The following is a 12,034-nucleotide window of genomic DNA, read 5'->3' as shown; positions in this document are numbered from 1 at the left end:
GAATTCTCCATCGAAGGCCAACCATGAACCCGTTTGTTATCGCCCCCAGTATTCTTTCTGCCGACTTTGCCCGCTTGGGCGAAGAGGTGAAAAATGTGATTGCAGCGGGCGCAGACTGGGTTCACTTCGATGTCATGGACAATCATTACGTGCCCAACCTCACGATTGGTCCTTTGGTGTGCGAGGCCCTGCGCCCCCACACCACTGCAATGATTGACGTGCACCTGATGGTGCGCCCCGTGGATCGAATCATTCCCGATTTCGCAAAGGCCGGTGCAAACCTCATCAGTGTGCACCCCGAGGGTACCGATCACCTTGACCGCACCTTGGGCCTGATCCGTGATTCCGGTTGCCAGGCGGGCATCGTGCTAAACCCAGCTACCCCAATTTCATGGGTGGATCACGTCATGGACAAGCTTGACCTTATTTTGGTGATGTCAGTGAACCCGGGCTTTGGCGGTCAAAGTTTCATTCCACAAGCCTTGGTGAAACTCGCTGAGTTGCGCAAGCGCATAGACGCCCATGTGGCCAAGGGCGGTCAAAACATTCGCCTGGAAGTGGATGGTGGCGTAAAGCCCGACAACATTGCGCAAATAGCGCGCGCTGGTGCAGATACTTTTGTGGCTGGCTCCGCCATTTTTGGCAAGCCCGACTACAAGGCTGTAATTGATCAAATGCGCGCTGAACTCGCAACTACGAGATAAGCAATCATGACCAAGAAAGCAGTACTGTTTGATCTGGATGGAACACTTTTGCACACGGTGCCCGATCTGGCTGCCGCGGTGAATGCCATGCTGGTCGACTTGGGCAAACCTGTTTTGCCCGAAGACACAGTGGCGGTGTATGTGGGCAAGGGCGCGGAAAACCTGGTGAACCGAAGCTTGACTGGCAGCATGACAGAGAAGGCCTCGCCTGAACTGTATGCGCAGGCCATGGCCAACTGGCAAAACCATTACACCCACATCAACGGCAATCACTCTGTGTTTTATCCCGGTGTGAAAGAAGGGCTGGAGTTGTTGAAAAACGCGGGTTACAAACTGGCGGTGGTGACCAACAAGCCCGAACGTTTCACCAAGCCCTTGCTCGAGCGCACCGGTATTGCCCATTACTTTGAAGTCATGGTGGGTGGCGATACCTGCCCGGTTAAAAAACCCGATCCAATGCCTGTCACTCACGCCTGTGCGCTGCTCGGCGTCGAGCCTGCCCAGGCTTTGATGATCGGCGACTCGGTGAACGACGCGCTGGCGGCCAATGCAGCAGGCGTGGAGTGTTGGCTTTTGCCCTACGGTTACAACGAGGGACGATCTGTTCACGACACACCCTGTGATGGAATCGTGAACACAATCGAGGAAGCTGCACAACGCCTTCTGGGCACACGGGTACCACAATGATCTCTCAAGCCGAATTTGATGCATTTGCTGCGCAAGGTTACAACCGCATTCCACTGATTGCGCGCTGCTACGCAGATCTCGACACACCCTTGTCGGTGTATTTCAAGCTGGCCAACAAACCGAACACCTTTCTGCTTGAATCGGTGGTGGGTGGCGAACGCTCGGGCCGTTACTCCTTCGTGGGCTTGCCCTCCAGCATCACCATCAAGGTGGTTGAGCATTCCGTTGTGGTGCAACGGCAGCACGCCGATGGCACACTTGAAACGCTGGAAACATTCAACGGTGACCCGCTGCAATTCATCGAGCAATACCATGCACGTTTCAAAGTGCCGCCTGTTCACGGAAGCCCGCGTTTTTTTGGCGGACTCGCCGGCTATTTCGGGTACGACACTGTGCGCTACATGGAGCCCCGCCTGGAGGCCAGCCGCAAGGCCGATGACTTGGGTATCCCTGATATTCTGCTCATGTTCACCGACCGTATGGCGGTGGTTGATAACATCCAGGGCACCATTCAACTGATTGTGTTTGTCGATCCGTCACAAGCCAATGCCTACGAAAACGGTGTCGCCGAGGTGAAGCGGCTCATGGGTCAACTTCGTCAGCCAATCGCGATTCCCGTGTCTGCCAGCAGTGAAAGCACGCCCATTGAACGCAGCATGAGCAAAGATTATTTCTTTGACATGGTGGCCAAGTCCAAGGAATACATTGCTGCCGGCGATGTCATGCAGGTGGTCCTGGGTCAAAGGCTCAGCAAGCGTTTCACGCAAGACGCACTCATGCTGTACCGCGCCTTGCGTTCCCTGAATCCGTCGCCGTATCTGTTCTATTACAACTTCGGCAGCTTTCAGGTGGTGGGTTCATCCCCAGAAATTCTGGTGCGGCAAGATCAGGTCGAGGGCAAGTCTCCATTGGTCACTTTGCGTCCCATTGCCGGTACCCGGCCGCGGGGCAAAACGCCACAAGAAGATGCAGCTCTGGCGCAAGAGCTGCTCGCCGACCCCAAGGAAATCGCAGAGCACGTCATGTTGATCGATCTGGCCCGCAACGATGTGGGTCGCATTGCGCAGGTGGGGTCCGTACAGGTCACCGAAAAAATGATCATCGAGCGCTATTCGCATGTCATGCACATCGTCAGCAATGTTCAGGGTGATTTAAAACCCGGCATGGGAGCGATGGATGTCTTGCGCGCCACTTTCCCCGCAGGCACGCTTTCTGGCGCACCCAAGGTTCGCGCCATGGAAATCATTGACGAACTCGAACCAACCAAGCGAGGCGTGTATGGTGGCGCCTGTGGTTATCTCAGCTTCACCGGCACCATGGATGTGGCCATTGCCATCCGCACCGGGGTGGTCAAGGACCAAACGCTGTATGTTCAGGCGGGTGCTGGAGTGGTCGCCGATTCGGTCGCGGAAAGCGAGTGGCTTGAAACTGAAAACAAGGCACGCGCAGTAATGCGAGCGGCCGAGTTGGTGCAAGCCGGGCTGGACGGCGAGTTGTCGTGAATGTCTCTCCCCGCGAACAGCCATGGTGAGCGCGTGTGTTAAAATTTGTGTTAACTACGCACTTGTCTCCCCCCCTTCTATTTGAAATGCAGGCCCGCCATGCTGTTGATGATCGACAACTACGACAGTTTCACTTTTAATCTCGTCCAGTACTTTGGCGAGTTGGGTCAACAAGTGCATGTCGTTCGCAACGATGCAATCACGATCTCTGAGGCCCTGGCCCTCAAGCCTCGCGCTGTGTGTGTTTCTCCTGGCCCTTGCTCACCTGCGCAAGCCGGCGTGTCCATCGAAATCATTCAGCGCATGGCTGGCGTAGTGCCGGTGTTGGGCGTGTGTCTTGGGCATCAGGCCATTGGCGAGGCTTTCGGTGGCAAGGTGGTACGTGCAAAAACCATCATGCACGGAAAGACTTCGCCTGTTCATCATCACAATGTGGGTGTCTTCAAAGGTTTGCCCAATCCGCTCACGTGTATCCGATATCACTCATTGGCTATCGAGCGGGAAAGTTTGCCCGACTGTCTCGAGATCACCGCAGAAACAGCAGACGGAGAAATTATGGGAGTACGCCACAAAACGCTGGATGTCGAGGGGGTGCAGTTTCATCCTGAATCCATTCTCAGTGATCGTGGTCACGACCTGCTCAAAAATTTTCTCAAGCGGGTTCATTAATCTCGTCCGCCAAACCTTTCCCATCCAAATCTTATGTCCCAGCCATTTAATTACCCTGCCACTCTGAATCAACTGCTTGCTGGGCAAGATTTGTCGCATGAACTCACACGCGAGGCATTCCAGCAATTACTCAGTGGCGGTCTGACCACGGCGCAAATCGCTGGTTTACTGGTAGGTTTGCGTGTGAAAGGCGAAACCGCTGAAGAAGTGGCTGCCGCTGCACAAGTCATGCGCGATCTGGTCACCCCGGTTGAATTGCCTGCTGGTACCGAAGTCGTCGATCTGTGTGGTACCGGTGGCGATGGTGCTCAAACATTCAACATCTCCACCGCATGCATGTTTGTACTTGCAGCCGCCGGTGCAAAGGTGGGAAAGCATGGGGGACGCAGCGTGTCGTCCAATTCTGGCAGTGCAGATGTGCTTGAATTGCTCGGAGCAAACATTAACCTAAAGCCTGAACAGGTCGCTCAGTCGATTGCTCAAGTCGGCATTGGTTTCATGTTTGCCCCAAACCATCACAGCGCCATGCGTTTTGCGGGCCCAGTCCGCAAAGAACTGGGCGTACGCACCGTGTTCAACATTCTCGGCCCTCTCACCAATCCTGCCCATGCAAAGCGGCAGGTCATGGGGGTTTACAGCGCCAACTTGCTCGATTTGCAGGCCCAAGTTCTCAAGCGTTTGGGTTCTGTACAGGCGCTTATTGTTCATGGCGAAAATGGCATGGACGAGTTATGTGTTGAGTGCGACTCAAAAATTGCAGAGTTACGCGACGGTGAAATCAAGCACTACAGCATCAAACCTGAAGATTTCGGCCTTACACGTGCTTCACACAGCAGTCTGCATGCAGGTTCCGTTCAAGAGTCGCGCGACAAAATTTTCCTTGCCTTGAATGGTCAAGGCGGCGCGATCAGTGACATCGTGCTGCTCAACAGTGCAGCAGGCCTTTACACGGCGGGAGTCGCCAGCAGCCTGAAAGAGGGCATTGCTGTTGCCCGTGCAACGGTTTCCAGTGGCGCCGCAATTCGAAAACTCAATGAGTTCGTCGATTTCACCAAGTCGATTGAGCAATAAGGCAGCATGATGAGCGACATTCTTGACAAAATTCTGGCCACCAAACGCGAAGAAATAGCGCAAGGCAAACAAGTCTTGTCTGAAGTGCAGTGGCTGACCAAAGCCTCGCGGCTGGCACCAACGCGGGGTTTCGCCAATGCCGTGAAAACTGCAGTGGCCAAAGGTCTGCCAGCTGTCATTGCAGAGGTAAAACGAGCCAGCCCCAGCAAAGGCATATTGCGCGAACCTTTCGATCCGGTGGAAATTGCGAAAAGCTATGCCAAGCACGGGGCAACTTGCTTGTCAGTTCTTACTGACATTCAATACTTCAAGGGTGCACCCCAATACCTCGACATGGCCCGAGAGGCAAGCGGCCTGCCGTGCATCCGCAAAGACTTCATCATCGACACCTATCAAGTCGTACAAGCAAGGGGCTTGGGTGCTGACGCCATATTGTTGATTGTCTCAGCCTTGCAACTGCCCCAGCTGCAGGAACTCGAGCAATGTGCCAATGAGTTGGGTATGGATGTGTTGGTCGAGGTACACGACGCGCAAGAAATGGACATTGCCTTGCAGTTGAAAACCCCCTTGATTGGAGTCAACAATCGTAATTTACGAACCTTTGAAACGTCACTGCAAACCACACTCGATCTGAAAGGTCGAGTGGGCCCAGAACATTTGTTGATCACCGAGAGCGGCATCGCAACCCGAGATGATGTCGCTTTGATGCGTGCCAATGATATTCACGCATTTTTGGTCGGCGAGGCCTTCATGAGGGCGGCCTCGCCAGGTCAGGCACTGGCCGATCTTTTTTATTGAAGCCAAGGGGCTGGAACCGTGTTGCCCTCAATCTGCTCCAGCTTCTTGATTTCCCACTCATTGGAAACCGGCGCACCTGCCCGCAAATTACACTCCAGTAATCTTTCAGCTCGGAAGGCGATCATCCGCAGTTCAGCACCAGGCTGGCTGGCTGCCAGCAGGCGTTTGTAGTGCGTTTCGGTCAGTTTTTTCTCACCCAAAGCGACTAGCAAATCGCCTGCCGAAATGCCGCTCGCGTGTGCAGGGCTGCCGTTGATCACCTGCTTCACCAACATACCCTCAGGCTTGAATTGGCCGTGTAAACCCAGGTAAATCTGCTCGTCATTCTGGGTTTGACTCAGGGTAAAACCATAAGCCTTTAACGCATCGCTCAAGGGCAACTCTTCTGTGCTCTGTGTCCATCGCATTATTTCCTGCTTCAAGTCAATTCCCGTGGCCTCAAGCACCACCCTTGGAAACTCATCTTCCTGCAATCCTTCCCCGCTCAACCCTTTTCTTTGCCACATCAGTCTCATGACATCGTCAAGGCATTTTTGTCCGCTGGTTTGCTGCCGAATTGCGGAGTCAATGCACAGGGCCACCAGCGAACCTTTGGTGTAATAACTCACGATGGCATTGGGTGCGTTTTCATCTTGCCGGTAATATTTGGTCCAGGCATCGAAAGAACTGTCAGCCACGCTTTGATTCAAACGCCCTGGTCCCTTCATCACCTGCGCAATATTTCGACCCAGGCTTTTCAGGTAAGCCTCCTCACTCAGTTTGCCTGCGCGTGCCAGCATCACATCGTCGTAATACGAGGTAAACCCTTCAAAAATCCAAAGTAGTCGGGTGTAGTTCTCCTGGGTCAAGTCGTATGGAACAAACGCAGCAGGCTTCATGCGCTTTACGTTCCACGAATGAAAATACTCATGGCTGCAAAGCCCCAGAAAGCCCTCGTAACCTTTTGGTGCTTTTTCCACGCCGCATTGTGGCAGTTCACCGGCATTAAAAAGCAAAGCGGTGCTGCTCCTGTGTTCCAGTCCGCCATAGCCATTGTCGGTCGCATGCAGCATAAACACATATCGTTCAAAGGGCGCTTTTTTGCGCTCTGGTTCAAACAGGGCTATTTGTGCTTCACACACCGGTTTCAGGTCGTTGCAAATGCGCTGTAGGTCCAGGTCGGTGTCCGCGCCGTACACCGCGAATACGTGTTCTACGCCCAGAGCGGTAAAACTTTCAACATGCAATCCACCCATTTCTACCGGGTGGTCGATCAAGCTGTCAAAGTCGGTCGCTTGAAACTTCACCAAGCCGCCCGCCCGCAACACTGGGCAACCATGAGGGTCTTTCAAGGTTCCTGGTTGGCTCGGCAAGCCACAGGCAATCAGCCAGTCCTGCAAATTCTCTCCAGGCCTTGAGATGGTTAACTCGATTGCTTCCTGTTCAAATCCATTCGGGCACAAAAACAAGCTGGTCCCGTTAAAAAAACCGTGCGTATCATCCAGGTGTGCGCCGCGCACTGACAAGTCCCAGGCATATACCCGCCATTCGCACTGAATTAAAAGTGCCGGAGAGGTTGGCGCGAGTTGCGCACCATCCACATGAACACGCCAGGTGTCCTTTCTTTCCCGGTTGCAGGCAATTTCAACCGATCCTGCTCGCGCTCGCACAAACAGCACGTTCCGGGCAAATTCCCGAATCAGGTAACTACCCGGAATCCAGGTGGGCAGGCTTAAATCAATCCAGCGCTGGTCCCCAGTGCCTTGCAGTTGTTCTCGTGCAATTTCAAATTGCAGCTGAACATCGAAATAGTGGCCTTTCGGGTCTGCCACCGTGACTTGGTAATGCAACATGGTAATAGTCTGTGTATTAAATTTTGATGAGCACTCGGCCTGTGTTCGTTCCAGCCATAATTTGAGCGGCTGCTTCAATCGCTTCATCCAGTGAAAGGGTGCGAGTCAGATCATTCAGCTTGTTCAAATCGAGATTTGATGCCAGTCTGCGCCATGCTTCTTCACGTACTGCAAGCGGCGCCATCACCGAATCAATCCCCTTCAAGGCAACACCTCTCAAAATGAACGGTGCCACTGAAGAGGGCAAATCCATGCCTTGAGCCAATCCACATGCGGTGACTGTGCCGCCGTATTTGGTTTGCGCGCAAGCGTTGGCCAGGGTGTGCGAACCCACACAGTCCACCACGCCAGCCCAGCGCTCGCGTTGCAAGGGTTTGCCGGGTTCGCTGAGTAACTTGCGGTCCATCACTTCACTTGCACCCAAACCTTTTAAAAACTCGGTTTGTTCAGGTTTACCGCTGGTGGCAACCACCGTGTAGCCAAGTTTGCTCAATAACACGATCGCAATACTGCCAACACCGCCAGTTGCGCCGGTCACCAAAATCTCGCCACTCTCCGGTTTCACGCCGCTTTTTTCCAAGCCCAGCACACACAACATGGCTGTGTAACCCGCTGTGCCAATCGCCATCGCTTGCGCTGCGCTCAGGCCTTCGGGGCGTTTGATCAACCAGTCACCTTTCAGTTTGGCTTTTTCTGCCAGACAGCCCCAATGCGTTTCACCCACACCGAACCCATTCAGAATCACTTCATCTCCAGGCTTGAACCCTGAGTGGGCGCTTTCCAGCACAGTACCCGCGCCGTCAATACCTGCCACCATGGGCCACTGGCGTACCACGGGCGACTTGTTGCAAATGGCCAGGCCGTCTTTGTAATTGAGAGTGGAGTGAGAAATTTGAACCAGCACATCGCCAGATTCAGGCAGTTGACCTTCGTCCAGTTGTTCAACACTGGCCTTGAATTCACCCTGTTCGTTTTTCTGAAGAAATACCGCCTTGAACATACTTTTTCCTTCCTTGCTTTTGATTAGTCTTGAATGAAGACTACACCATTAGACAAAGCAGGCGGTCACCAACAATCCAAGAATTGCACCCAAAGTCAGGTGGTTTCTCAAGCGTAGGTAAGCATCAAACGCCTTCATGGGCTTCAAAAAGCGTTGGTCCACCAGCCACACCAACACCAGAATCAGTGCAAGAATCCACAGGGTGAACTGGGGTGGCGAAAATGCGCCTGCCAGCCAGGCCAGCAGCGAGGGCGTTACACCCCAAATAAAACTTCGTGTTTCAAATTCCGCCTGATCCAGTCCCGCAAGGTAAGTGGCTTGGTCCTGGCTACTTAGCGAAATGGCCAGTCCCCAATGCACTGCACCCAAAAACGAAACAATGCACAACGCATAAATCAGGTTGTAGTTGGCCAGTTGGTTGGCAGTCTCAGTGCCGCTGTAAATCCCGGTCAGCAAGGCCAAACCCAAGAACGGGATCAAGCCAGCGTAGCCAAGAACATTCATCCAGTGTGTCTTCAATGCCTGTGCCATCGTCAATCCACCAAAATGCCGCCATGTATAGCCTCTTCCAGGCTACCTGCCATCAAAGTGGCTTCTCTGTAAAAGCGCGAAAAACTCTGTTGAAAGCGAGGTGGGTTCGGTAGAAGCTTGTCCTCCAGTGCCCATCGAATCGGGAAGCACCGTTCCATCATCAAATAGCCTGAATTCAATGTTTCTTTTAATTCAAACTCGGCACCGGTTTTCATGAAGCCAGCCAGCATGCTTGTGCAGTGTCCAATCTCATCCGTGTTCACAACCCATACTTGGTCGCAGCCCGTTTCCATGGCGTTCAACACAAAATCCCATCGCTGTTTATTCCACGGGTGCGCTTTGTGAAACGCACAGTCAATCAGTCCCACGCGCAACTCCCCGCTTTGCGTCAAATCAAAACAAGCTTTCAGATCCCAAGGGTGAACCAAATTGATCTTCTTGAAGTTGCTCATCAGTGCGCTGCACGAGTCAACACCAGCCTGCTGGCGAAGATCCACCGTCTTGCGCTTTAGCGTGTCGCTCAATAGCTCAAGATCGAAGCGGTGGCTAGTCGGCTCAGCGACTCCAACGGGTGGCGCATTTCTCTCGCGCCCCACATCGCGCTTGCTCCGAGCGATCGATTCAAGGTCTTCATAGTCGGTGTCGATCGCAGTACCACTACAATCCCATTTCGGAGCGTATTTCTTCACATTGTCCGAGTTAAACACGTACGGTTTGTGGCTGAAGGTACCCGCCACCCACTGCCAGCTCAAATGGTTGGACGCCAGGTCCCCATCCAGCAAATGGGTATACATCCAGTCAGCGCCCACTTTCCAGTGCACCTTGCGCATGTGTACTACGTACGAGGCAATCCACATCCGCACATGGTTGTGCAAATAGCCAGTCTCATAAAGCGAGGCCACTCCGGCATCGATTGCTTCAACCCCGGTTCGGCCTTCCCGGATATCGTCCGGCAATTGTTGGTTATATTTGCCAGACCAAACGGGTCTGCGTACATCACTCAGAATCCCATTGCCTAATTCAGCATGCGCATGTTTGAAGAACTCTCGCCAAGCGAATTCAAAAATCAGCTTGTCCTCAAAACTCAGGCGATATTTCTCCATCAGCACTTGGGTGGCCTCCCGAACGCTCAAATATCCGTGGGTAATCCATGGGGACAAGCCCGTTACTGCTCCGTCCAGAAAGTTTCGGGTGCGACTGTAAAGCGCCGGGTCCACCGTGGCCAGCGCATTCAATGCGGCACGGCGGCTCGGTTCAAATTTGTTGGGTGTCTGGTACTGCATGGTTGGCCCTTCTCTCAATCGAATGGGGGTTACTTCACAAGAGGGCGGATATTCCGGAACCCCCCATCGATATTCAATACAGCGCCAGTCATCCTGCTGGCGCCATCGCTTAGCAACCAATGCATCGCCTGTGCAACTTCAACCGGTTTATTCACGCCTTGCAGGGGATATTGCTTGGCACTCGCCGCTCTCATCATGTCGCTTTTCAAAAACGCCGAGGCTATAGGGGAGTCAGTCAAGCCCGGGGCAACCACATTTACCCGAATATTGTCAGCCGCATGTGTCGCCGCCGCGGATTTGACCAAACCCTCAACGCCAGCCTTCGCTGCTGCAATCGCCTCGTGATTGGGTACACCAATTCCTGTTGCACAGGTCGATACCAGCACCGCTGAGCCACCTACACCTTGCGCTTTTGCTTGTTTTAAAAAGGCGCGCAAGCCATACATGGCAGAAAGCAGGTTAACCTGCATCACGCTGTCAAGTTGAGCGTCGCTGGTTTTAACTAGTGGGGCCACCAGAATAGAGCCCACGCAGTGCGCATAGCCATCAATCTGTTTGCCTTCAGCAACCACCGCTTGAAAAGCCGAATCGACGGAACTGGAGTCACAGGCCTGAACTTCTAGAATATGTACACCTGAGGTGTTGCCATACAGGGCCTCAAGAACTGCAGAATCCCGTCCCGCAGCAATCACTTCCTGGCCTGAATTTACGCACAATTGGATTAATTCTTGGGCAATCGCACTGTTGGCACCCATTACAAATACGCACTTTGTCATTCTTTACTACCTGTTTTGTCCAAAGTGCCCCTATTTTGTCCTAGACAGAAAATAAAGTCACGTCTTCCTTCAAAACTCTTTTCAGTCGTTAATTCCTCGAATTTGAACGGTTAGACTTTCTTCATCCCTATTAACAAGCTGGAGACTAAACATGACCTATGAAACCATCCTCGTAGAAACCATTGGCAAAGTGGGCTTGGTGCGCTTGAATCGCCCCCAGGTATTGAATGCACTGAATGACCAACTGATGACTGAGCTGGGCGATGCCTTGATGGCTTTTGATTCTGATGACAACATCGGGGCTATGGTCATTACCGGTAGCGACAAAGCCTTTGCCGCTGGCGCCGACATTGGTGCCATGGCCTCATTTACTTATATGGACGTTTACAAAAGCGAATACATCACCCGCAACTGGGAAACCATCCGCAACGTTCGTAAACCAGTGATTGCCGCCGTCCGTGGTTTTGCTTTGGGCGGTGGTTGCGAGTTGGCCATGATGACCGATTTCATTATTTGCTCAGACACCGCCAAATTTGGTCAACCTGAAATCAAGCTCGGCATTATTCCCGGCGCCGGCGGCACGCAACGCCTGCCCCGCGCAATCAGCAAGTCCAAAGCCATGGACTTGTGTTTAACCGGCCGCCTGATGGACGCCTCTGAGGCTGAGCGCGCAGGCCTTGTTTCACGTGTTGTCTCGGCCGACAGGTGTCTGGACGAGGCAATCGAAGCTGCCACTGTGATCGCTGCTTATTCAAATCCCTCCGTAATGATGGCCAAGGAAAGCATTAATCGCGCATTTGAAGGATCTTTGTCTGAAGGAATGCTGTTCGAGCGCCGCATGTTCCACAGTTTGTTCGCTACTGAGGATCAAAAAGAGGGCATGTCAGCCTTCGTTGAGAAGCGCAAACCCGATTTCAAGAACAAATAAGACCGAATTTCTCAAATTAATTCGAATTAAATCGGAATTAAATGGGCTCAAAGTTCTTTTTAAAGGGCTAGGGCGTCAAAAAAATGAAATATTTTGTGGGCTCCTTCGGGAGCCTGTTTTTTGTGCAATCCTGAAAAAAATCCTTGTGCTTCAGAGGCTTGTTTTCGTCGTCTTGTGGGGTGGTTGGAACACACTTTTGCTGTGTTGCAGAAAAATACAAATTTCTTCGCAAAAGTGTTTGACAGTTGGAAAG

Annotated in this window: 13 protein-coding genes; 7 read left to right on the top strand and 6 right to left on the bottom strand. The window is 52.8% G+C overall.

Annotation, left to right across the window (positions count from 1 at the left end):
* Positions 1 to 23 precede the first annotated feature (23 nt).
* The 6 genes from rpe to trpC all read left to right on the top strand — a co-directional run bounded on the left by rpe (position 24) and on the right by trpC (position 5,431).
* Positions 24 to 704, top strand: a complete 681-nt coding sequence (rpe, locus tag B4N58_RS10920; protein ID WP_008253168.1) for a ribulose-phosphate 3-epimerase — start codon at positions 24 to 26, stop codon at positions 702 to 704.
* 6 nt (positions 705 to 710) lie between these two features.
* Positions 711 to 1,391 (top strand): phosphoglycolate phosphatase, encoded by a 681-nt coding sequence (locus tag B4N58_RS10915; RefSeq protein ID WP_291749142.1) that lies wholly within the window; start codon positions 711 to 713, stop codon positions 1,389 to 1,391.
* A complete protein-coding gene (gene trpE / locus B4N58_RS10910; protein WP_040513783.1) occupies positions 1,391 to 2,893 on the top strand; it encodes an anthranilate synthase component I in 1,503 nt (500 codons plus the stop codon). The genes B4N58_RS10915 and trpE overlap by 1 nt, the downstream gene beginning before the upstream one ends.
* A 99-nt stretch (positions 2,894 to 2,992) precedes the next feature.
* The gene (locus B4N58_RS10905) at positions 2,993 to 3,562 is read left to right on the top strand and encodes an aminodeoxychorismate/anthranilate synthase component II (protein ID WP_008253171.1); all 570 of its coding nucleotides are present in this window, start codon (positions 2,993 to 2,995) and stop codon (positions 3,560 to 3,562) included.
* A 33-nt stretch (positions 3,563 to 3,595) separates the two neighbouring features.
* Positions 3,596 to 4,633, top strand: coding sequence for an anthranilate phosphoribosyltransferase (gene trpD, locus B4N58_RS10900; RefSeq protein WP_291749137.1), 1,038 nt, complete (start codon positions 3,596 to 3,598; stop codon positions 4,631 to 4,633).
* Positions 4,634 to 4,642: 9 nt separating this feature from the next.
* Positions 4,643 to 5,431, top strand: a complete 789-nt coding sequence (gene trpC / locus B4N58_RS10895; RefSeq protein ID WP_291749262.1) for an indole-3-glycerol phosphate synthase TrpC — start codon at positions 4,643 to 4,645, stop codon at positions 5,429 to 5,431.
* On the opposite strand, the gene B4N58_RS10890 is transcribed toward trpC, so the two are convergent.
* From B4N58_RS10890 to B4N58_RS10870, 5 genes are read right to left on the bottom strand one after another with little or no spacing between them, the layout of a single operon-like run.
* Positions 5,425 to 7,263, bottom strand: a complete 1,839-nt coding sequence (locus tag B4N58_RS10890; RefSeq protein ID WP_291749134.1) for a M61 family metallopeptidase — start codon at positions 7,261 to 7,263, stop codon at positions 5,425 to 5,427. The genes trpC and B4N58_RS10890 overlap by 7 nt on opposite strands.
* A 16-nt stretch (positions 7,264 to 7,279) precedes the next feature.
* Positions 7,280 to 8,263, bottom strand: coding sequence for an MDR family oxidoreductase (locus B4N58_RS10885; RefSeq protein WP_291749131.1), 984 nt, complete (start codon positions 8,261 to 8,263; stop codon positions 7,280 to 7,282).
* Between the two features lie 48 nt (positions 8,264 to 8,311).
* Entirely contained in the window at positions 8,312 to 8,794 is a 483-nt protein-coding gene (locus B4N58_RS10880) for a DUF3429 domain-containing protein (RefSeq protein WP_291749128.1), read from the bottom strand.
* A gap of 2 nt (positions 8,795 to 8,796) precedes the next feature.
* Positions 8,797 to 10,077 carry an FAD-binding domain-containing protein gene (locus B4N58_RS10875; RefSeq protein WP_291749125.1) on the bottom strand — a complete coding sequence of 427 codons (1,281 nt, stop codon included), beginning with the start codon at positions 10,075 to 10,077 and terminating at the stop codon, positions 8,797 to 8,799.
* Positions 10,078 to 10,106: 29 nt separating this feature from the next.
* Positions 10,107 to 10,853, bottom strand: coding sequence for an SDR family NAD(P)-dependent oxidoreductase (locus tag B4N58_RS10870; protein WP_040513814.1), 747 nt, complete (start codon positions 10,851 to 10,853; stop codon positions 10,107 to 10,109).
* A gap of 151 nt (positions 10,854 to 11,004) precedes the next feature.
* Here B4N58_RS10870 and B4N58_RS10865 point away from each other — a divergent pair, with 151 nt between their 5' ends.
* A complete protein-coding gene (locus B4N58_RS10865) occupies positions 11,005 to 11,781 on the top strand; it encodes an enoyl-CoA hydratase (protein WP_291749117.1) in 777 nt (258 codons plus the stop codon).
* A gap of 59 nt (positions 11,782 to 11,840) precedes the next feature.
* Here the strand turns inward: B4N58_RS10865 and B4N58_RS10860 are convergent.
* A partial coding sequence (locus B4N58_RS10860; protein ID WP_291749113.1) for a hypothetical protein occupies positions 11,841 to 12,034 on the bottom strand: 194 nt, incomplete at its 5' end.

Source organism: Limnobacter sp. UBA3528 (assembly GCF_002377005.1).
GTDB lineage: Bacteria > Pseudomonadota > Gammaproteobacteria > Burkholderiales > Burkholderiaceae_B > Limnobacter.
This window is presented reverse-complemented; position numbering and strand designations above follow the sequence as displayed.

Bases quoted from the DNA above. Each gene is read 5' to 3' on its own strand.
- rpe (WP_008253168.1), top strand. From the start codon at position 24: ATGAACCCGTTTGTTATCGCCCCCAGTATTCTTTCTGCCGACTTTGCC.
- B4N58_RS10915 (WP_291749142.1), top strand. From the start codon at position 711: ATGACCAAGAAAGCAGTACTGTTTGATCTGGATGGAACACTTTTGCAC.
- B4N58_RS10905 (WP_008253171.1), top strand. From the start codon at position 2,993: ATGCTGTTGATGATCGACAACTACGACAGTTTCACTTTTAATCTCGTC.
- trpD (WP_291749137.1), top strand. From the start codon at position 3,596: ATGTCCCAGCCATTTAATTACCCTGCCACTCTGAATCAACTGCTTGCT.
- trpC (WP_291749262.1), top strand. From the start codon at position 4,643: ATGAGCGACATTCTTGACAAAATTCTGGCCACCAAACGCGAAGAAATA.
- B4N58_RS10890 (WP_291749134.1), bottom strand. From the start codon at position 7,263: ATGTTGCATTACCAAGTCACGGTGGCAGACCCGAAAGGCCACTATTTC.
- B4N58_RS10885 (WP_291749131.1), bottom strand. From the start codon at position 8,263: ATGTTCAAGGCGGTATTTCTTCAGAAAAACGAACAGGGTGAATTCAAG.
- B4N58_RS10880 (WP_291749128.1), bottom strand. From the start codon at position 8,794: ATGGCACAGGCATTGAAGACACACTGGATGAATGTTCTTGGCTACGCT.
- B4N58_RS10875 (WP_291749125.1), bottom strand. From the start codon at position 10,077: ATGCAGTACCAGACACCCAACAAATTTGAACCGAGCCGCCGTGCCGCA.
- B4N58_RS10870 (WP_040513814.1), bottom strand. From the start codon at position 10,853: ATGACAAAGTGCGTATTTGTAATGGGTGCCAACAGTGCGATTGCCCAA.
- B4N58_RS10865 (WP_291749117.1), top strand. From the start codon at position 11,005: ATGACCTATGAAACCATCCTCGTAGAAACCATTGGCAAAGTGGGCTTG.